This window comes from Pseudomonas sp. RC2C2, from assembly GCF_018390435.1.
Taxonomy (GTDB): domain Bacteria; phylum Pseudomonadota; class Gammaproteobacteria; order Pseudomonadales; family Pseudomonadaceae; genus Aquipseudomonas; species Aquipseudomonas donghuensis.
This window is the reverse complement of sequence record NZ_JAHBAX010000001.1, coordinates 117,065-139,412: the sequence shown is the minus strand read 5'-3', so window position 1 is coordinate 139,412 and position 22,348 is coordinate 117,065. Positions and strand designations below refer to the sequence as shown.

Sequence of the window (22,348 nt, the reverse complement as noted above, 5' to 3'; positions counted from 1 at the left end):
ATCTACAGTGTTCTCTGCGATCACGAATGCCGTTTCCAGCCCTGGACTTCGCACCTGTACTCAATTGAATTTAGTGCTTCGGGCTTTCGAAAGCGCGAAGCCCATAGGTGTTTGCTCATTCGTCGTCATCGGCTAGATGAAGACGGTGTTAAGGGGTTAAGAATGACTGCAATGGCGGAAGGCAGCAGCTACCGTGATATCCCGCAACCAGGTCAGCTTGTCGAAGTTAGACGCCGGCAGTGGGTGGTGGCTGAGGTGGACGCTTCCAAATTAGGCAGCGTGCAGCAGCACGCTGTCACGCTAGCTTCCATTGATGAGGATGCCCTAGGTGAAGAGCTCCAGGTGATTTGGGAAATTGAGCCAGGTGCGCATGTCATTGAGCGTGCTGGTTTGCCAGCCATCACCGGACAGGACGACTCCTGCACTCTGGAGGCTTTTCTCGATGCCGTGCGTTGGGGGGCTGCTACGAATGCTGATCGCGGCTTCCTCCAGGCACCGTTTCGCAGTGGTGTAAGTCTGCAAGACTTCCAGCTGGATCCCCTGGTTCGTGCAATCGACATGGCTCGCGTCAATCTGCTGATCGCCGACGATGTAGGTCTGGGCAAGACCATCGAAGCCGGCTTGGTCATTCAGGAAATGCTCCTGCGTCATCGTGCTCGAACTGTGCTGATCGTCTGCCCCGCGTCACTGCAAGAAAAGTGGCGTGTCGAGATGATGGAAAAGTTTGGTCTGGAATTTCGTATCGTCGACAGCACTTACATCAAGGAGATGCGGCGCGAGCGTGGAATACATGCTAATCCTTGGACCTCGTTCCCGCATCTGATCACGTCGATGGATTGGGCTAAGGCCGGTGATGGTTTGCGTGCATTCCGCGATATCCTGCCGACGCATGTCAGCTATCCGCGTAAGTTCGATATGTTGGTCGTCGACGAGGCGCACAACGTCGCGCCGTCAGCGAGCGCTCAATACGCGATCGAAAGCCAGCGTACTCGTTTCATCCGCACCATAGCCCCGCATTTTCAGCACCATCTGTTTCTGACTGCGACGCCACATAACGGCTACACCGAGTCCTTCACTTCGCTGTTGGAGCTGCTCGATGATCAGCGGTTCGCCCGCAATATCATGCCGGAGCAGAAGCAGCTGTCTCAGGTGATGATCCGCCGCCTCAAGAGCGAAATCACTGACAAGGACGGGAATCTGATTTACGCACAGCGCAAGCTCGAAGCATTGCCCGTCTACTACACCGCAAAAGAAAGAGAAGTCCATCGCAAGCTTCAAGAATTCTGTGCCAGCAGAGAATGCGCGGATGACGAGTTGGGTGGTGGGACCGGTGCGTCCTTCGTCAACCAACTGCTACGGAAACGCTTGTTCTCGTCGCCGGCTGCTTTCGCGTCGACCCTGGAAAAGCATGTCGCGACGCTGGAAAACGACGGAACTAGCAAAAGACGAACGGATTTGTCCGAGCGAATTTTGCTCAAGGCTATACAGCGTGCCGAAGAGGATTACGCCAACGACTCAGACGTCGAAATTGCGCAGCAAGAGGCTGTCGAGGAAGCCACGCGCTACTCACGCCCGTTGAACGCAGAGGAGCGTATCCTGCTCGATGAGCTCAGGCACTGGGCTCAGCAGGCGATGAATCAAGCCGACTCCAAGGCCAAAGCGTTGCTTGATTGGATCAATCGGCATTTGAAGACCGATGGATCCTGGAATGATAAACGAGTGATTCTCTTCACCGAGTACCGCACCACGCTCGACTGGCTACATCAGATTCTGGCGACTAATGATTTGGGTGGCGATCGCCTGATGATCTTGCATGGCGGCATGGATCACGACGATCGAGAACAAGTGAAGGCGGCATTCCAGGCCGCTCCAGACATTTCCCCCGTGCGCATCCTGCTGGCCACCGACGCTGCTTCCGAAGGTATCGACCTGCAGAACCACTGTAACTACCTCATTCACTTGGAAATCCCGTACAACCCCAACGTCATGGAGCAGCGCAACGGTCGTATCGACCGCCATGGCCAGCGTGAGAAAGAGGTGGTGATTTGGCATCCGGTCGATGCTCGGCAAGACCAGGATACTGTCGGTGGCCATCAGGACGATATCCTGCGCGCCTTGCGTAAGCTCGATTCCATGCGTGTCGATATGGGCAGCGTGAACCCCGTAATCGCACCGCAGATGTCTGGACTCATCGAAGGGGCGCTACGTGATCTGGATACCCGTTTGGCGGATGCGAGGATTGCCCAGACCCGCCGATTCGTCAGAGCTGAAAAAGACCTCGCTAACCGAATAGCGAAGCTACATGAGAAGTTGGTCGAGACTAGGGAGGACTTCCACCTCTCTCCTGAGCACATCCTGAAGGCGGTCGAAACCGGCTTGGCGTTGGCCGAGAAACCGGCTCTCAAGCCGCTGACGCTGGCGGGGATCGCGCCGGGTAAAGTCTTCGAGCTGCCGCCCCTAGGAGGTGCCTGGGAGCGGTGCCGCGAAGGGCTGGAGCATCCATTCACCGGCAAGTCACGCCCGGTGACATTCGATCATGAAGTCGCCAATGGGCGAGACGACCTGGTGCTCATCCATCTCAATCATCGTTTGGTGCAGATGTGTCTGCGTTTGCTGCGTGCCGAGGTTTGGGCGCAGGAAGACAACAAGCGCTTGCACCGAGTGACGGTGCGAGCGTTGCCTGACGATCATCTCGAGGCCCCGGCGGTTGTGGTCGTGTCGCGCTTGGTGATCACTGGCGGCAATCACCATCGTCTACATGAGGAACTGACGTTGGCTGGGGGCTATCTGCGCGAACAGGGCTTCAAGCGCGAAGAGGGCGTCGCCCGCGTACAGGGCTGGTTGGACGACGCGCAGCCGTGTCGGGTCGATGATTCGCTCTTTGTCATGTTGCGCTCTCGCTTCGCCACTGCGGAAGAGGCGATCCAGCAATCCCTCGGAGCACGTTCACGCAATCGTCTCGAATATTTGGGCAACACCCTGGAAACCCGCAAGAACAAAGAAAAAGAAGACATTTTCGCCGTGCTGGATGAGCTGGATAGCGCCATTCGCAGGGAGCTGGGTAAGGACGAGTTGCCTGAGCAGTTTTCTTTGTTCAGTGAAGATGAGCGCACCCAGGTTCGTCGTGACAACTCCGCCCTGCAAGCACGTCTCGCGCGGATTCCTGCGGAGCGGGAAGAGGAGGCCGGTGCCATCGAAGCTCGTTATGCCGAACCGCAGGATCGCACCTTCCCGGTAGCCGTCATTTTCATCGTACCTGTATCGCTAGCCCAGGGAGGCCGCGTATGAACCCCCTCGATATTCACGATGAATGGTTGTCGCTGATTGAGGTCTCCGGTCCTTTCCTCGCCACGCCGGTACTGAAACGAATCTTCTCCACTGGTCTACCTGCTGTCGAACCTCGCATTCGACAGTACCTGCGGCAAGCTTATGACGAATGGTGCGAGGCGCGTGACAACGACGATCCCAGATTCACCGAACTGCATCGCGCCTGGATTCACGAGGTGCTTGCCCGCGGCCTGGAATACGACGAGAACGATAGCGGTGAGCTTCTACTACGAGGTGAGCGTATTCCTTCTGAGCTGCGCGTCACTCTGCCGGAACATGGTGTCACTTTGGAACCTGACTATGCGTTGGTCTCAGGCTGCAAAAGTCAGCTGCTCGTGCAAATCTATTCTGCGGGCACGGATCTCCAGGCAGCACTGAAATTGGATGGCTGGTCCGCTAGTCCAGCCGAGCGCATGGAGCGGCTCTGCCGGGCCAGCGGCTGTCGCCTTGGTTTGGTCACCGATGGTGAGCGCTGGATGCTAGTCGATGCTCTTGTTGGCGCTGTTTCGACCTTCGCAAGTTGGTATGCACGCCTCTGGGGGCAGGAGCGGCTGACGCTGCAGGCCTTTCTCACCCTATTGGGTATCCGGCGCTTCTTCGGGCCAGACGATGAGTCCTTACCCTCAATGCTGGACGAGTCTCTTCAGTATCAGGAGGAGGTCACCGATGCCTTGGGTGAACAAGTCCGCCGGGCGGTCGAGGTGTTGATCCAGGCACTGGGTAAGGAAGACCGTGAACGGTCAGGAGCGCTGCTGCAAGGTGTCGAGCCGACCGAGCTCTACGAAGCGGGTCTGACCATCATGATGCGTCTGGTGTTCCTGCTGTCGGCCGAGGAGCGGGGGCTCTTGCTGATGGGAGAGGAGGCGTACGAAAGCAACTACGCCATCTCCACTCTGCGTATGCAGCTGCGCCAGGAAGCCGAGGAGGTGCTGGAGCGGCGCAACGATGCATGGTCACGGTTACTAGCGACATTTCGCGCAGTGTACGGCGGCATTGAGCATGAAATGCTGCGCCTTCCAGCGCTGGGTGGTTCGCTGTTCGACCCTGATCGTTTCCCTTTCCTCGAAGGGCGCTCTAAGGGCTCCGATTGGAAGATCGACTCCGCGCGACCACTACCGATAGATAACCGCACCGTGCTGCTCCTGCTGGAGGCGATCCAGCAGTACGAGGGGCGTACGCTTTCCTACCGAGCGCTGGACGTTGAGCAGATCGGTTACGTCTACGAAGGCTTGCTGGAGCGGACTGTCGTACGAACCGAACGGGTGACAGTGGAGCTGGCCGGTGGCAAGGGGGCAAAGAAGACCCTCTATGTTTTGGAGGAGCTCGAAGCTCTGCTCCAGCAGGGGGACGAGGTGTTGGCCGAGGCGCTCTCCGGTGCCGATGCGATCAAGCGTGGAGGAGGAGCGATCCGCAAGGATCTCGAGCGTTCGGTCGATGCTGTCCAGGCCAACCGTCTGCTCACCGCGTGCGCTGGAGACGAAGGCCTGCGTGATCGTACGCTGCCATTCATCAACCTGCTGCGTACCGATCCTTGGGGTTACCCGCTGATTTATCCTGAGGGGGCATTCATCGTCACCACGGGCAGCGATCGGCGCGAGACGGGAACGCACTACACGCCGAAATCGCTCACCGAAACCATTGTCGACGAGACGTTGACGCCGATCGTCTACACGGGGCCGTCAGAGGGAGCTCCACGTGAACAATGGGTGCTGAAACCACCCTCCGAACTGCTGAACCTGAAGATCTGCGATCCATCTATGGGCTCGGGCGCCTTCCTGGTGCAAGTCTGCCGCTGGTTGGCTGAGCGACTGATTGATGCATGGTCGAAAGTTGAAGGCAGTGGAAAAACAGTGAGTGTGGACGGCGAAGTTCTGGAAGCGCCGAATGCCAAGGACTCGTTGCCCTTGGATGCTGAGTCACGCACGGTGATCGCTCGCCGTCTTATCGCTGAACGTTGCCTATATGGCGTGGACATTAATCCGATGGCGGTGGAACTCGCCAAGCTCTCCATCTGGCTGGTTACGATGGCCAAGAACAGGCCGTTCGGTTTCCTAGACCACAACCTGCGTTGTGGCGATAGCTTGTTGGGTATCCACCGACTGGAGCAGCTAACCGAGCTTTCGATGAGGCCCGGCGGTAAAGGGCAGCAGCCTCTGTTTGGAAAGAACATCGAAAAGGCCGTCCAAGCAGCGATCGAACTACGCCAACGACTGCGCGAGATGCCGATACGCGACATTCATGATGTTGAGGCGATGGAGCGACTTGATGCTGACGCGCGTAGAAAACTGGAAGTAGCGGAAAACATTGCCAACGCATTCATCGGTGAGGTTCTCGCCTCCGATGGCAACGTATCTGCGCTAGCGAGTGGACTGGCATTTCTTGCCGTTCAGGCCGGAGAAGCCGTTGAAGGAGACACCGAGTCAACCCAATCCATCGCGACGCGTGCGGGAATCACCTTAGCCTCTGGTTTATCGATTGGAATGGCAGCCCGCCGCCCGTTCCACTGGCCATTGGAGTTCCCTGAAGTGTTCATGATTGGACGGCCAGGTTTTGATGCTTTCGTGGGGAACCCTCCGTTTTTGGGTAACCGCCTATGGAAGTCATCAATGGGCGAGAAGCTCCAGTGGCAGTGCCAGATGATTCTTGGTACATCGCCTGGAAAGATCGACCTGAGCATCGTCTTCCATAGGCGAGTCGTCGATCTGCTCTGCCCGAATGGCTGCTATGGCCTACTGGCAACGAGCAACATCGCTGAAGGAAGTGCGGTCGCCGTTGGACTCGGGGCCATCGTTCAGAGCGGCGACATCTATTTCTCCAGAAAAGGCATGCCTTGGCCTGGTACGGCCTCAGTCGTTGTCGCAGTAGTCTGTTTCTTCAAAGGGCGTTGGGCCGCTCCATGTGATTCAGAGGGGCATGCTTGCAAACGCATTGGTGCACGTTTGGAGCCTGAGGCTACGGATGTGTGGATACCTAAAGAGCTTCCTGATCCGCTATTCAGCTTCGAGGGGGTAAATAACAGTAAGGGGATGGCTTTTGTTCTCACCGCTGACTCCCCATGGTTCGAACGCCTAACGAACGAGCAGAATAGTCTTCTCCGGCCATACATCACCGGAGACGACATAACCAGTTATGCGCTTCGGATAACCGACCGATGGGCGCTGGACATCGCTGATAAAAAGCTAGAGGAGATTGAAGAGAACTGGCCAATTGCTTTCCAGTTTCTGATCCAGGAGGTTCAGCCAACCCGAACGCCAGAGACGTTGAAGAGTTATAAGGGACTCTATGGCCGCTGGTGGCAATTCTGGAACCATCGAGCTGATCTCATGCGCAAGCTGCGCAAACAGGGGCACTTCATTGCATTTGCCAAGGTCACCAAATACCCATTTTGCTTGATGGCACCTGCTGAATGGATCTACACAAACAAAATCCTGCTTATTGGTGCTGACAGAGATGACCTTTTCGTAATTTGCTTGAGCTCGTTCTTCCGAAATTGGCTCTATGCATTCTCCGTTCGTAGCTTGGGAGCAGACACCAATACGCTCACGCTTTCTATTCGAGAGGCTGTTTCGACTTTCGCCCTACCGAATGAGATGGTATCGCTTGCCGGTCGAGTCCATGCAACTCGTTTTCAAGACGTTCTCGTCGCGTGGAGCGATCAGAATCAGTGTGGTTTAACTGACGCACTGAACGCTGTGAACACGCCCAGCTGCAACGATCCAGCCATCTGTGAACTGCGCCAGATCATGGCTGCAATAGACGTCGAAGTTGCGCAGGCTTATGGCTGGGATGATCTTGATATTCCCTACGATTTCCGGGAGTTCAGTGGCGGTTCTGCAAGGGATTCGTGGCGCTGGGCGCTTTCGGAAGACCTAACAGCGGAGTTGATGCATCGGCTCACAGAGCTGAACCGACATCGCTTTGGTGAGCTCTCGCAAGCACCAGCGAATGCTCCCAGTCCAGCCAAACGAGGGCGTCGTTCGAAAGCTGCTTCATCCGTGCGCCTGGATGATTTGTTCGCCGGAGACAACGTATGAGCGACCAGCGTTACTCCGCCGACCTGATTTTCACGGTGCAAGACTTCGCAGAGTGCAGCTGGAAAAACGCTCTGGCCAATGAAGAGCGCGAAGGCTATGGAGGAAGAAAATGACGAATGAAGTCGTACCGAGGTTTGAGATGACCGTCGACCTCAACGTCCTTGAGCATCTCGGCATCAACCTCTACAGCAACATCGCCGCCGTTCTGACCGAAGCGGTGGCCAATGCATGGGACGCGGATGCATCGAGCGTGCAGATTCGCGTCGCTCCTAACAATGAGTGGATCGAGATCGAAGATGACGGCATCGGCATGTCTGTCGATGACCTGAACGGTAAGTACCTGCGCGTCGGCTATCGCCGCCGCGATGAGGATACGGAGCATGGATGCAAGACGGCGAAAGGGCGGCCTGTGATGGGGCGCAAGGGATTAGGCAAATTGTCTTTGTTCTCTATCGCCAACGTCATCGAAGTGCAGTCTGCCAAGGATGGGGATGCGCATGGCTTCCGCATGAGCGTGCCGGGCATCCAGCAGGCTGTGCAGGAAAAGCGCGCATATCACCCTGAGCGCCTGGAGAGCGGCACGCTCACGGCGACGCGAGGCACGAAAATCGTGTTGCGCGACATCAAGCGTCAGCGGCTTGGCAAAGGCGTCACTGCGTTACGGAAGCGTCTTGCCCGGCGTTTCTCGATCATTGGGCAAGCTCATGGCTTCGAGATCAAGATCGACGGCCAGCCCATCACGGCCGCTGATCGAGGCGACTTGCCCAAGGTCCAGTTCCTTTGGACGTTCGAGGGTTACGAGCCAGAAGCCAGTACGGTTTCCCATATCTTGGAGCGCGAATCGCTGCCAGCTCGGTTCGAGGCATGGGATCCGTCGTGGCGTGTGAGCGGTTGGCTTGGCACAGCACGTAAGCCCAAAGACCTCGACGACGATGAGGCGGGGAACCTGAATGGCATCGTAGTCTTCGCACGAGGCCGCTTGATCCAGGAAAACGTCATCGATCGACTGAATGACGGGAGGCTTTATACGAAGTACCTCACCGGTCAGATCGAGGCGGATTTTCTCGATGCGGATGATCGCCCTGATATTGCCACCAGCGACCGCCAGCGTGTGCAGGAAGATGATGAGCGTTACGTCCAGTTGATCGCTTTTCTCAAATCCCGCTTGGGGCAGCTCGAAAAACGCTGGAGCGAGTGGCGGAGAAAACACGAGGTCAAGGAGGCCCAAGAGACATCACCCGCCCTTGCAGAATGGCTGGAGTCTCTCCCCGCAGGTTACAGGAACAGTGCTGAAACGCTGATCTCCAAGCTGAGTGCTCTGCCGGTCGATGACGAGGATGACCGCAAACTCATGTATCGGCACGGCATCCTGGCATTCGAGCGAATGAAGCTGCGTGGGTCGACCGAGGAGTTCGTAACGAGCATCGAAAGTGCCGACAGGCTCTTGGCTGTGCTCGCTGACCGGGACTCTCTCGAAGCCTCGCTCTATCGGGACATCGTGAAATCCCGTCTGGATGCGATTCGAGACTTTCAAAACATCATCGACGAAGACGCGAAGGAGAGGGTGCTCCAGAAATACCTGTTCGACCATCTCTGGTTACTGGATCCCGCATGGGAGCGGGCCACGGGTAGTTCGATCATGGAGTCGCGCCTGATGACGGAGGGCGTGCTGATTGAAGACATGACCGAGAAAGAGCGCTTGGGCCGTGTCGATATCGCCTACCGCACCAATGCTGGCAAGCACGTCATCGTCGAACTGAAGAAGGTGGGTCGCAAGATGGGATTACTCGAGTTGGTCGAGCAGGGGCAGACCTATGTCGACAAACTGACGAAGATCTTGCGTGAGCAGAATCAGACCAGCCCGGATATCGAGGTGATCTTCGTGCTTGGGAAGACCGTAGCCGAAGAGGCGTCCAACCCGGACCGACTCAAGTCGTCAATGACATCGATCTCGCCAGGTAGTCGCATCGTTCATTACGACACCCTGATTCGTGGAGCGCAGGAAGGGTACTCGGCCTATATCAACCAGAGTAGGTCGCTCGACAAGCTGGAAGATATCGTGAATAGGATTTGAAGAGTGAGCATGGAAGAGATGCTGCAGAACAGCGCCCCAGAGGCATGGATAGTCGTCGATCGCGGCTTGATGCGTGACGCTCGTCTGGCCGACAAGGTCGTCTATCTAAAAGGAAGCCATCCCGCTTTGCGCGAGGGGGCCTGGGTACTGGTTTTGAACCCAGCCGGTGGCATCGTGCGTGTCGGCCATGTCTTGCGTATCCGAGTCGATGCGGAAGGCACTTGGCTGTACTTCGACAAGGTCAAGGCGGTCGAGCCAGTGGTAGGGATCGGCAGCATCGGTTTGCTGCCTCCGACCGCAGGCAGTGTCGTACGTGCACCCTGGACAGATTTCGCAGAGGCTATCCCTCGTGCGCTGGGTATCACTCTCGCCGACATTCCGCTGATCGAGAACGAGGCTTACGTTCGTGAGCTTTTACAGTTCGCGATCATGGACGACCTTCTAGGGCCAGCCGGTGGGCCGGAAGAGCTCATCGTCGATATGAGCGTTCGCGATCGGTACCTCGTCGGTAAGCTCGCGCCGATGGAAAACGCCGAACGCGGTGAGGATATGGCTCCCCCGGAAAAGAACGAGGAAGACGAGCCTGCTGATCTTCAGCCGAAGGCACAGTCGAGCAAAGTAGACTCTCCCCAAAAAACGGGTGGCGGAGACTCCGAAGCCGAGGAAGAGGTGGATACCGCTTCGAACCAGTCGCTCGCACCGTCGAGTTTGGGCTTCACTTTTTGCGTCGATGGCGATGCGGAAAGTCTTGAGGTGGTAGTGAGTTGGGGGCGCTACGAGCGCTTCGAGTCCGATGATACGGCTCATGCCAAGGTGGTCAAGAAGGTGGTCCGTGACGCCGAAGGCCGGGTGATCAAGACCACCGAGCAAGTTCTCAAAGCCAAAGTCTGGCGGCGTAAGCCCTCCGGTGGAACCTTCCAGCTGGCGCTGAAGGATGGAGTGATCTCTCCGGTCACCCCTGATTCTGCCTGCCCAGAAGTGATCATCCAGGGTACGGTGCGTTCACCCAACGAGAAGGGTGAACGATTGATCACGCTCTTCCTGGTGAATGGTCAAACGGAGCCTGATGAGAATCGCGATACCGCTTGGGTGTTCCAGCCAGAAATCCTCGTACGAGCCAATGACAAAAAATCGTTGAAAGATATATTCCGCCGCCGCCCAGCATTGGAAGCCGATGCTGGCGCTGCGGACGATGACGATTTACGCGAGCGCTTGGCGCTGGAGATGATCTATCGCGATCGGGTCGAGTTCGCAGTAGGGCACGGCGTTGCAGTGCATGCAGTGGCTGGTCCAGATGTGGCAAGGGCGGTGGAGCTGCGCACTGCGGTGATGCCGCAATACGAGGTGCCGGTCACCGAAACGCCGGGTTTGGATCCGCAGGATCGGCCAGCGATGCGCAGATTGGTCGACGAAGGTCTGCTGGACATGAAGCGACTGGCAGAGCTGGAGAAAGACCAGCTCGTCACTGCGCTCGGGATACTGACCGAGGACTATGCAGCATGGATCGAAGATCAGCGGGCGCGCACCGATAGGGATGTGGCGGGCTATGTGCAGCAGGCCGATGAGGCGCTTAGCCACTGCGAGTCGATCCTGATTCGTCTGCGCGAGGGCGTGGAGTTATTGGGTTCGGAGGAAAAAGCCTTGGCGGCTTTCCGCTTCGCTAACCGAGCGATGGCGATTCAGCGGGTCCATAGCGCGTTCGCGTTGCAGCGCCGTCGCGGGCGCGTTGTGGCGCTGACGGAGTTCGATGTGCCGAAGAACCGCTCTTGGCGCCCCTTCCAGTTGGCTTTCCTGCTGCTGTCCATTCCTGGGCTGACCGATCCTAAGCATACGGATCGCACTCAGCCTCTGCAGGCCTATGCGGATTTGCTCTGGTTCCCTACTGGAGGTGGTAAGACTGAGGCATACCTTGGGGTGGCTGCATTCACAATGGCGATCCGCCGTTTACAAGGGAATTTGGGGGGCTACGATTCGTCTCGCGGGCTCGCAGTGATCATGCGCTACACCCTGCGGTTGCTGACTTTGCAGCAGTTCCAGCGGGCTACCGCGTTGATCTGTGCGATGGAACATATTCGTCGGGAAGCATTGTCGGCAGGTGATAAGTCCCTTGGTGAGAGCGCATTCACCATCGGCCTTTGGGTCGGTAACAAGGTGACGCCTGGCACTACCGAGGATAGCCATAAGTTCATCGAGGCCATTCGTACCCCAGGGCGAAACCCCACTGGAATGGCTTCGCCGGCGCAGCTGACAGGTTGCCCATGGTGCGGAACCGAGATCGACCCGAAGAGGGATATCGAGGTCGACAAGATATCAGGGCGTACGACGATCTATTGCGGCGACAAGCTGAGCACCTGTGACTTCTCTCGTGGTCGTTCGAGCAAGCAGGTACACCCTGGTTTGCCGGTGATGGTCGTGGACGAGGAGATTTACCATCGCCCGCCGTCGATGATGATCGCCACGGTGGACAAGTTCGCCATGATGGCGTGGCGTGGGCAGGTACGGAACCTCTTCGGCCGGGTATCAAAGGAGTGTTCCCGCCATGGATTGCTTTGGCCAGGCTCGGATTGCAATACCGGTCATAGGGCTGTTGCCGGTAGGGCTGCTGCTTCGGTCAAGGCTATTTCTCCGGTGCGGCCTCCGGATCTGATCATCCAGGACGAGTTCCACCTGATCAGCGGTCCCTTGGGAACCATGGTGGGCCTCTACGAGAGCACGGTCGATGAGCTGTGCACGTGGCAGTTCGATGGCGATGCTATTCGGCCGAAGGTGATCGCCTCCACCGCTACAGTTCGCAAGGCGCAGCAGCAGGTCAACAACGTCTTCATGCGTCAGGTCTCGGTGTTCCCGCCCCATGGCTTAGACGTCGAGGACAACTTCTTCTCGGTGCAGCGGCCCATCGAGCAAAAGCCAGGACGGCGTTATCTGGGAATCTGCTCTCCGGGCAGCTCACGGCCGGCGATGTTGATCCGTGTCTACACGGCAGCGCTGACTGCCGCTCAAGCACTATTCGATCGATTCGGCAAAGCTGCCGATCCTTACATGACCATGGTGGGCTACTTCAACTCATTGCGCGAGCTGGGAGGCATGAAGCGTCTAGCCGAGGACGATGTGCAGACCCGTGCGTACCGTGTCCAAATGAGCATGGTGCAGCGGCCTGGCCTGGCCCAGCGCAGCGTCATGAATATCCGTGAACTGACTTCCCGGGTTTCCAACCAGGACATCCCCAAGTATCTCGATCAGCTCGAAGTGATGTTCAAGTCCGAATGGGATCCTGAGCTAGGTAGGTACGTGACCAAGTGGGAGGAGGGCGATGCACGTGCCATCGACATCGTTTTGGCGACCAACATGCTGTCGGTCGGCGTCGACGTCAATCGGTTGGGCATCATGGCCGTCAACGGTCAGCCGAAAGGAACGGCGGAATATATTCAGGCAACCAGTCGTGTCGGCCGACAATTCCCTGGGTTGGTCTGTACCGTACTGACATGGGCTCGCCCACGCGATCTTTCGCATTACGAGACCTTCGAGCATTACCACGCGACGTTCTACAAGCACGTCGAGGCGCAATCGGTCACTCCGTTCTCGCCGCGTGCGATGGATCGAGGTCTGACCGGGGCGATGCTGTCGCTGATCCGTGGCAAGAGCGATCGCTTCGCTCCGAACGAGGGGGCGCAGAGTCTCAAGCAACCTAATCAGGTGGAAATGCTGGATGCGATGAAGGTGCTCGAAACGCGTGCCGACAACATCGCGGAGGCCCCTGCGAAGAAGCTCGCTAGCGGCATGCTCAAGCAGCGGGCGGATCAGTGGGTGAATGAGGTGATGCAGGGCAATCGTATCTTGGCGTACGAGAAGCGTGGGCCTGAGAAGGATCTGACCTATGCCTTGATCAAGGCACCTGGAACGCATACGTGGGATAACTGGACGGTGCCCATGTCGATGCGCGAGGTCGAACCTGGCGTTCGCTTGGTCATGAACTCAGCGAAGATCAAAGACGATATTCAATGGAAGCCTCGCCCCGCGGCGGCTGATAAGGACGAATGAAGATGGCGCACGAAAAGACTCCCGTTGGCTCGGTACGGCCCAGCCAACTGCTATGGACCTATGGTCCAGGTGCCCTCATCGATTTGCCGAATCTGTCGGTCGTGACTTCAGGTATCGACATCTGGGAGAGGGATCGATGCAACCTGGTGATTGAAAATCGCCTGCTCGCCGCGGTGCAGAAAGCGCTTGGTCCTCAGGTCGAATCACTACGAATGCCGCCTATCAGCAAGAGCGAGTCGAATGACACGAGCTCTGCGGAGGCTAATGTCGGTGTGCCGGTAAGGCCGTTCCCTCGTTGGTTGCGCTGTGTGAAATGCGGGCTGCTCTCGCCTTACGACAGCGGGTTGTTCGAGTTGAAGGAAGGGTATCGCCGCCCTGAGGCGACTCGTTTCGTGCATCAGGGCTGTCGCGGTTCGAAGGGCGATCAGCCTGCGAAGGATGCCGATGCTGTTCCCGCACGTTTCCTTTTGGCTTGCAAGAATGGGCATCTGGATGATTTTCCTTGGCAGTGGTTCGTCCACAGCGGCCCCAACGATTGCAAAGGCACGCTGCGTTTCTTCGAGAGTGGCGCATCCCTTCAGACCGAGAACCTATGGGTCAAATGCGATACTTGCGGCGCGGCGCGGAACATGGCTCATGCCTTCGGACAGCTCGGTAAGGAGAACCTGCCGGGCTGTCGTGGACGGCATCCTCATTTGGATCAGTTCGATCCGGATTGCGATGCCGAGCCGCGGGCCGTCCTATTGGGGGCTACCAATAGCTGGTTTCCGGTCTCCTTGTCGGCGTTGGCGATACCTCAGGCAAAAGATGGTCTAGCGCAGCTATTGGAAGATGGTTGGAGCTTCTTCAGCGATCTGGAGTCGCTCGATGAGGTTCCTCTGACCATCAAGCTATTGAAAAAGACTGGCTCATTGCCTGGAATTGACCAATATTCCGCAGCAGCCATTTGGGCGGGCATCGAGGCTCACCGCTCAGCAGATGGCGAGAGTGTCACCGAGGCTGATATCAAAGGCCCCGAGTGGCGGGTGCTGATCGCCCCGGTGCCGGTGAATGACTATCCGCATTTCTTGTCCGAGGCAGTTGCCGTTCCTCAGGGCTACCAAGGCAAGATCGCCAGGGTATTGTTGTTGAAGCGTCTGCGCGAGGTGAACGCTTTGCTCGGCTTCACGCGAGTCGAGGCGCCTGACGACTCCGGTAGCGTTGGAGTTGGACCGATTCAGGCACCACTGTCACGTACGAAGCCCGATTGGGTCCCCGCGAATCAGGTGCACGGTGAGGGTATCTTCATTCAGTTCGACGAGCAGGCGATAGCTGAGTGGGAGCAGATAGCTGACGTGCAGGCCGCCGACATGAAATTGCGCGGGGGGCACAAAGGTTGGCGAAACTCCCGCCGTCTCTGTCCTCCGGAAGACGGTTATCCAGGTGCTCGTTACGTGATGCTGCACACTCTGGCGCATCTTCTGATCCGCGAGTTGGCGTTGGAGTGCGGATACAACGCAGCCAGTATCAGAGAGCGGATCTATGCCGAGTTGAATGAGGATGGCAACCAGTGCGGCTTCATCATCTACACAGCCGCTGCGGACTCCGATGGTACCTTGGGTGGATTGGTCGAGCTGGGCAAGCCCGAAAACTTGGAGCGCCTACTGGTTCAGGCTTTGCGGCGTGCGCGCATTTGCTCCTCTGACCCTCTGTGCGCGGAGCATGATCCCCGGAAAGACCGTAGTTTGCATGCAGCGGCATGCCATGCTTGCTCCTTTGTCGCGGAGACATCGTGCGAGCGTGGCAACCGTTATCTTGACCGGGCGATGGTCGTGCCGACTTTCGAGAATGCCAAAGCGGCATTCTTTCCGGATGCTTGAGATGCGAGAGCTACTCGCAGCGGTGTCCGAGTTGGTTTCCATAGTCTCCTATGACCGCGTAGCAGCTTTGGCGGCGAAGATCAGAGGAATGCAGGTCGCGAGGGCCGGTAATCTGAGGGTGGGGGCGCTGTCCGCGAAGGCCGACAACGCGCTCAGAGAGCTGGTCGATGGCTGGAAAGCGTCGACCATCAGTGGCGAGACGTTGGCTGCCATGCTCATGGCCGCTGCGCATGCGTTTCGTCATGCCGAGGGTCGGCAGAGGGTCGAGCTGGTGTGGACTGGGCCGACGACCGAACTCGTTCCTGCTCGGCGAACCGAGCAGGCTTTGATACAAGTGATCGATGCTGCTCAGCAGCGGTTGTTCATCACCAGTTACGTCGCTTACGACATAGAGTTGGTAGCTAGAGCTCTGAAGTCAGCGGCAGTGCGGGGTGTGAGGATCGAATTTCTGATGGAGCTCTCGAGCGCGCAGGGTGGCAAGGTTAGCATCGACCCTATCGGGAAGCTGAAGAAGATCGTTCCCGATGCGCTGTTTTACGTCTGGAAAGACAAAGATGCTGCTTTCGTCAATGGCAGCGTGCACGCGAAGGTCGCGGTGGCGGACGGGGCATATTGCTTCATCACCAGTGCCAATCTGACGGGGTATGCGATGGATCAGAATATGGAGGCTGGGGTATTGATATCTGGCGCTCCCTTACCCGAGCAACTTCATCGACATCTGGAGGCTTTGGCGATGACGGGAGTGGTCGTTCCTATCGATGGTCAGGGGGATGGCTAGTGTCGCGAAGCGACATCATGCGGGCGGTCAAGCGTGCCCATACAAAGCCAGAGATTATCGTGCGCCAAGCGTTGCATGCTCTTGGGCTCCGATTTCGTCTGCATCGTCGTGATCTTCCTGGTTCGCCGGACATAGTCCTGCCTAGACTCCGGACGGTAGACTTCGTGCATGGGTGTTTCTGGCACCGGCATCCTGCTTGTCGCTACGCGACCACACCTAAGAGCAGGCAGGAGTACTGGCTGCCCAAGTTCGAAGCGAATGTAGAGCGTGACGCGCGTAAGGAAGCCCAATTGCGAGAATTGGGCTGGCGTGTGGTGGTGATATGGGAGTGTGAAACGAAAAGCCTAGAGGCGTTGGAGGCACGACTCAGGCTTGAATTCGACGTTCCGCTTGGCGAGCCGCCTCATAAGCCCTAACGTGTTGTACAAGGCTTTCTCCGATCACTTCCCCCAGTCGCACCGGAACCGCATTTCCGATCATACGACCCACGGCTTTAAAGGTGATCCGTTCTGGTTCCATGAACGCGTAGTCCCTAGGAAAGGACTGTAGGATCGCTGCTTCACGCAGAGATAGCGCGCGAGCCTGCTCAGGGTGGCCGAAACGACCATTCCCGAAACCGTAGCAGAGGGTAGTCATCGTCGGGCTAGGGCGATCTGCGCGCATGCGTCCGTAGACGCTCGGATACGTTTTGCCGCTCGCTTTGCGATGACATTCGGCGACCAGCTCTGGCGGCCAATCTTTCCAGGTTCCGCCTGGCCTGGAGTGAATGATACGGCGCATGTTGATCGGGGTGAGTGTTGCTGCCCTGTGAAGTGGATCGTTCGGGTCGCATTCTCCGGCGGCTAGGCGAGGCAGTGCGCCGATGACGTCCTCGACATTGACCGGGGCGTTCAAGTGTGTAGGTGGGATGATGCTTATTGGCATCCCCAGTTTGGAGGCGAGCAGTACATGTCGGCGGCGCTGTTGCGGCAAACCGTAGTCGACGCAGGCTACGCGCCCATCCCATATTTCGTAATCTTGATCCCGGAGGCTCTGCACAAAGTCGTGGTAGACCTCGTGCTTGGTGACATCAGGGACGTTCTCCATGGTTACCAGGTGAGGCTCGGTTTCTTCGATGAGGCGGCTGAAATGATAGAGCAGCGGCCACTTGCGATCGTTGCGGGTATCTTTGCCTTGGTTGTAGGTCGAGAACGGCTGGCAGGGCGCGCAACCGGCCAGCAATCTGTATCGGCCAGGGCGATACCAGGCCAGCAGCTCTTCGGCCGTCACTTCCTTCACATCTTTGGTGACGAAGGCAGCCTGGTTGTTCTCTTGGTAGGCGTACGCACATTGGCCTTCGATGTCATACCCGGCATGTACCGTAATACCGGTGTTTCGCATGCCAGCGGTAAGGCCGCCAGCGCCACAGAAAAGGTCAACAGCATCGATCATGGGATTAGGCCCTCCTAACGGAAGGTATTCTAGCTGGAACTTGTATAAAGATCGAGCACGATAATTAGGTTAGTTGTAAGCGTCCGACGAACTCACCTTCCGAAGCTCTTATCCGAAACCATTCAAGGCTCAGGTCGTTCAGGAATACCTGCAACCCGGAGCATCCGTTTCCAGCGTCGCCATCCGTCACGGCATCAACGCCAACGTCATTCGCAAATGGATGCCTCTTTTCCGAGATCAGGTCGTAACCTCGGCGCCGGCATTCGTTCAAGTAACAGCTGCACCCAAACGATCAGCCGAAGCGTTGGCAATCATCAAGCTGTCTGTGGCCGGTCAAGCGATCATAGTGAAATGGTCCGCTTCAGATCCTGAAGGCTGCGCGCTTTTTATTCGGGCTGTTGCTTGATGATCCGCATCACGCTTACTTTTTGGGCGACGGAATGGGCTGTAATGCTCAAGTATCTATATAGAGGGCCGATAGGGACTAGCATCTACCCCCTGATGCCGCTACGCCGCAGTGCCACGCTTAGCACATTCATTTGTATTGCTTAGACGGCCACTGGCCGGCGCTTGTGCCGAAGCTCGCATGCTGCGGCCCCTTGATGATCGAACGAGGAAACCACAGTGACCCTGCAGTCCCCGGAAGCCCTACTTGAACACCTGAACAATGCCTTACGCCATCTACGTGGCGCCTGCACTGTCTTGGACAGTGATGACATTGACAGCAAGCTGTTGGCCGTGATGCGCCGTTTGCTGCTGGCCCAGGTACTGGGCGACACCTGGGTGGTGGCGGTGGGCGGCTCCCAAGGGGCGGGCAAAACCACGCTGATGGCCAGCCTGTACGGTTTGCTTGATACCGAGCAAAAGTGGCTTGAGGGCAACGAAGGGCGCGGTGAGAAAATGCCCGTATTGGTCCTCGAACAAGACGGCGTGAAGCAGGCGCAAGGCTTCGTGCGCCGCCTGGTGCAGAATGAGAGCGCAGCAGGCTACAGGCTGCAGGATGTGCAGGTTGAAGTGGCTGACTTTCAAAAGGCGATTAGCGACCCAAACGCTGAGGACCTGCTGCCGGTGCTGCGGGTGCCGCGGTGTTACTTCAACCGTGACAACCAGGCTTGGCTACTGCTGCCGGGCTACGAGCGACAGGACCGTGAAAACCGTGCCTGGCAAGAGCTGATGCGCCAGGCCATGATCGCCGCCGCCGGCTGCATTGTGGTCACTGACGAAACCCGCATGGCCAACCAACAGCAGGTCGAGATCGTCAAAGACATGCTGGCAGGTGAACTGGCCGGTGTGTACCCCTACGTGGTGGTTACCAAAACCGAGTCCAGCCAGGGCGATGACGCCAAGCGCCAGGAACTGCGCAACAGTGCACAGACCACGTTTCAAGTGGCGCCAGAGCGTGCCGAGACGCACATCATCCTCACCGGTACTGACGACTCCGATTACATTACGCAGTGGCTGCCGCAGCTTGAGCGCGCGCTGTACGGCCTCAACTTCACCGGGCAGGCCAACCGCCATCTGCAGATGAGTGACTTGTCCGAGTTGCTGGGCAAAGACCTTACGCGTGTGCTCGGCTTGATCAGTGGTAAGGCGCAGTTGTACTTCAACAATGACACCAGTTCCGAGGGTGCGCGGGTGCTGGAGCTGGTACTGAGCGAGTTCGACGATGCGGCGCAGGCCCTGCGTGAAGAGCACCTCAAACAGGTCAATGAAGTGGTGGGCCATGCGCTGGACCGTGCCAGCAAAAAACTCGACGAAGCTCTCAAGAACGACCACGAAGGTTTCAAGAACTGGCTATCAAACGTGTTCGACACCACCAGTGAAACCAGAATAAAAATGAAGGCGGTGGTCACCAACGCCTGGGCTGATGGCGCCGCACCACTGTTCACCCAGTATTCGGGGGAGTTAGAAAAACTGACGGCCAAACGCTTGGGCCGAGACGCCACAGTACCTGCCGCGGGGGCCGCAAAACCGTTGCTGGCGGCAGCGCCGTCACGTGCGCTGAAGCAGGTCGGCTATATGCACAGCTCTGGGGAAATGGTGCGTTTTAACGCGCTGACGCCTGACGCCACCCACGATGTTCGGCAACTGCTGAGTGATCCTGTGCAGGATAGCAATGCCGTCTCGCAGCCGTTCAGCAAGGCGCTGAGCAAAAGCGTGAAGCTGATCCCGGCACTCTCGCTGGAATACACCCGCCTGGTCTATGCGCTACCCGAGGTGGTAGGGCTCAAGGATGGCCTAGTGCTGGCCGATGCTGTACCGGCTGGCAATCTGGTTGAGGACGGCGTGCAAAGCCTAGGTGCAGGCGTTGAGCTGGGTAAAACCGCGATCAAGTCTTTGGCAGCAGTGATGGCGGTGGATGTGGTCAGCGATGGCAAGGCCGACATCCTCAACACCCTGCTTGGCAACACCCAGATCACCAGTGCTGACCCAGGCGCCACCCTGCCTATAGTACCGCCTTCGCCGCACCCGGCGGCGATTGCAGCGACTGCCGTCGTTGCTGCGGCGTACCTGACCACGGTTGCAGTGACGCGGCTACGTTCGTTCGAGAAAGCCGCCAGCGCCCAGGCGCACACCATGCTGCATGGTGTTCACGATGCCCATGTCGAGCACCTGCGTGTGCAGTTCGATCAGACTATGGCGGTGGCCCGGGCGCGCATCGTCGACTCGATACGCGCACGCTACAAGATGGACGAATCCTTGATGCTCAAGGATCGCCTAGCGTGCGCGCTAACCACGGTGAAATCACTGGCCGGCGACCTGCGCCATGACCTTGATGCCTCGGCCACCGGCCTGAACGTGCTCGCGGCCGGGCGCGGTGCTTGAGATGGCGCCTGAGCGCGCGCCCAACCTGGCTGTGGCGCACTGGCATGGCTTGAGAGTAGAGCATCCGCAGTGGGCCCTACGCGCTTATGCCCGGCTGGTGAGCACCCTTAGCCCGCAGGTGCAGCAGCGCTTGCAGGTCAAGGAGGCTGAGGCCGAGCCTTACGTGGTGGTGTTCGGCAAAACCCAGGTTGGCAAAACCACGCTGCTGCTCGACCTTATGGGGGTTGCCCCGACGCAGATGGCCAGGGTATCGACAGTGTTACGCGGTGGCCGCGAGGCCGGCCAGTCGGCGACAGCCACCACCATGGAGTACTGCCGCTCTGCCAGCGAGCAGTGGGGCCTGGGGTGCCAGGGCGAGCCTAAGTGGTTTGCCAGTGACCAGGCCATAGCTGAGGAACTGGGCGGTTTGCGTGCGCGCATGGAGGCCGGCCAGTTGCACACTGGCACTGCGCCCTGGGTAGTGCACATCCCACGGGGCTGCTTTGTGGCCGACGCTAAAGGTCCGGGGGTACGCATGCTCGACCTTCCGGGAGACAAACCGTCCAACGAGCAAGAGCAGCGGCACGTGCATCTGATGGCCAAAACCTACTTGCCGTTTGCAGACTTGATTCTGCTGGTGGGCCGCGGTGATGACTTAAGCTTTTTGCGTGCCGGCGAACTTGCGCTGCCGGGCATCGAAGACTGGCAGGCCATGCCCTACCGGTTTCGGATCGTGACCACCTACTCGTATTTTGCCAAATCGGCGAAGGACTTTTTGCGCGAGCACCCCGGTGCCGGCACAGCGCAGGTACGCCAACGGCTGTTAAACGAGGCACAACGTTTCGGCGCATTCAGCGAATCGGCGCGGCAGGAGCGGTTGTTCTTCCCGCTTGAGTTCGGCAATAGCTGGCAGAACACCGCCAAGGATGACCCCCTGCTGCACAAGCGCATGGCGCCCATCATTACTGGCCTGCGCGATGAGCTGCTGGCACAGATCCGCAGCAATACTACTCCCATGGGGCGCATGCTCGGCACGCTCCAGGCGCACATTAGCGTGCGCTACATTCAGCAGCAGAAAACCTGCGCGGTTGAGCAAGCGCTCAATGTGCTGGCTACTCGCCGGGACGCATCGGAAACCGAGGTAAAAAGCTGGGCAGTACTGAGTGCATCATCTACAGCGCATTTTAAGGAGATACGCGACGTCATGGGCACACAGCCATGCCAGCAAGGCATTGCGGCCATCGACGCAGCGGCCGAGGCCTTGCAGGAAGACCCTGAAGAACACTACTGGCCGAAAGCCGGTAGTGTAGAGGACGACCGTGAAACCCTTTACACGTTGATCAGGGACTACCGCCGGGTACTGGCAGCCCTGCGCTTGGAGGTTTCACCAAATAGCATCCCTCCCAACTTTTGGCGGCAGGTGCGCAAGCAGTTCAACGAACCGCCGACGCGCGCCATCGACAGTGCGCTGGATGCTGCCTTTGGGTGGGTGCGCGGCGTACTCAACGGCTATTGGTTCGACACCTACCTGTCATCTGACAATTACCAGAAGGACCGAAAGCGCGTACGTGCGGCCGGCGCCGAGGCCCTGGAGCTGTTGGTCGGTCTATGGAAAAACCAGTGGCTCGAAGCCCTTATGGGTACCGAGCGTGCATTTACTGAAGCCGCCAGGGCCGCTCAGGCCCAGGCCGCTGCGCACAAACAGGAAGCTGAGCGCGCACTGCAACGCCACCGCTTTATTACCCAGGCCATCGCCGAAAACGCCACAGAGCTTGAGCGTATTGCTCAGGATTCCAAGGATGATCTTGAGCGCTGCGAGCGCTACGTTGGGCTTCTGAAAGAGGAGTACGGCACTGAGCTTTGCCATCGCTACACCACGGCGCTGGCCGAGGTCGAGCCGGTCGATGCGTTGCTGGGGCTGTTGTCCTGCGTTGCGTTGCGCCATCAGTACGCTGAGCTCATGCAGGTGTGCGGACCCGCGGCAACCTGAGCCTGCCAACAT

General features: G+C 58.1%; 10 protein-coding genes and 1 pseudogene. 10 read left to right on the top strand and 1 reads right to left on the bottom strand.

Annotated features, from left to right (window positions below):
• The first annotated feature begins 162 nt into the window (after positions 1-162).
• The 7 genes from drmD (at position 163) to KHO53_RS00580 (ending at position 16,526) form a co-directional block, all read left to right on the top strand.
• On the top strand, positions 163-3,288 hold the full coding sequence (gene drmD / locus KHO53_RS00610) for a DISARM system SNF2-like helicase DrmD (RefSeq protein ID WP_213569832.1): 3,126 nt from the start codon (positions 163-165) through the stop codon (positions 3,286-3,288).
• Complete coding sequence (locus KHO53_RS00605; RefSeq protein WP_213569831.1) at positions 3,285-7,361, top strand: Eco57I restriction-modification methylase domain-containing protein; 4,077 nt, start codon at positions 3,285-3,287, stop codon at positions 7,359-7,361. The genes drmD and KHO53_RS00605 overlap by 4 nt, the downstream gene beginning before the upstream one ends.
• 109 nt (positions 7,362-7,470) lie before the next feature.
• On the top strand, positions 7,471-9,435 hold the full coding sequence (locus KHO53_RS00600) for a BbrUII/HgiDII family restriction enzyme (RefSeq protein WP_213569830.1): 1,965 nt from the start codon (positions 7,471-7,473) through the stop codon (positions 9,433-9,435).
• 9 nt (positions 9,436-9,444) lie between these two features.
• On the top strand, positions 9,445-13,473 hold the full coding sequence (gene drmA, locus KHO53_RS00595) for a DISARM system helicase DrmA (protein WP_213569829.1): 4,029 nt from the start codon (positions 9,445-9,447) through the stop codon (positions 13,471-13,473).
• Positions 13,474-13,475: 2 nt separating this feature from the next.
• Positions 13,476-15,332, top strand: coding sequence for an MrfA Zn-binding domain-containing protein (gene drmB, locus KHO53_RS00590; RefSeq protein WP_213569828.1), 1,857 nt, complete (start codon positions 13,476-13,478; stop codon positions 15,330-15,332).
• A gap of 1 nt (position 15,333) precedes the next feature.
• The gene (drmC, locus tag KHO53_RS00585; protein ID WP_060493984.1) at positions 15,334-16,110 is read left to right on the top strand and encodes a DISARM system phospholipase D-like protein DrmC; all 777 of its coding nucleotides are present in this window, start codon (positions 15,334-15,336) and stop codon (positions 16,108-16,110) included.
• Positions 16,110-16,526, top strand: coding sequence for a very short patch repair endonuclease (locus KHO53_RS00580; protein WP_349628454.1), 417 nt, complete (start codon positions 16,110-16,112; stop codon positions 16,524-16,526). Before drmC ends, KHO53_RS00580 begins: the two co-directional genes overlap by 1 nt.
• Here the strand turns inward: KHO53_RS00580 and KHO53_RS00575 are convergent.
• Positions 16,477-17,541, bottom strand: a complete 1,065-nt coding sequence (locus tag KHO53_RS00575) for a DNA cytosine methyltransferase (RefSeq protein WP_060493983.1) — start codon at positions 17,539-17,541, stop codon at positions 16,477-16,479. The two genes, KHO53_RS00580 and KHO53_RS00575, sit on opposite strands and share 50 nt — an antisense overlap.
• Before the next feature lie 112 nt (positions 17,542-17,653).
• Here KHO53_RS00575 and KHO53_RS25865 point away from each other — a divergent pair.
• The 3 genes and pseudogenes from KHO53_RS25865 to KHO53_RS00560 all read left to right on the top strand — a co-directional run.
• Positions 17,654-17,947 (top strand): annotated as a pseudogene (locus KHO53_RS25865) (transposase); the annotation flags it as partial.
• 218 nt (positions 17,948-18,165) lie between these two features.
• A complete protein-coding gene (locus KHO53_RS00565; protein WP_213569826.1) occupies positions 18,166-20,367 on the top strand; it encodes a sugar kinase in 2,202 nt (733 codons plus the stop codon).
• A 1-nt stretch (position 20,368) separates the two neighbouring features.
• Positions 20,369-22,336, top strand: coding sequence for a GTPase family protein (locus KHO53_RS00560; protein WP_249684208.1), 1,968 nt, complete (start codon positions 20,369-20,371; stop codon positions 22,334-22,336).
• The last annotated feature ends 12 nt before the right edge of the window (positions 22,337-22,348 follow it).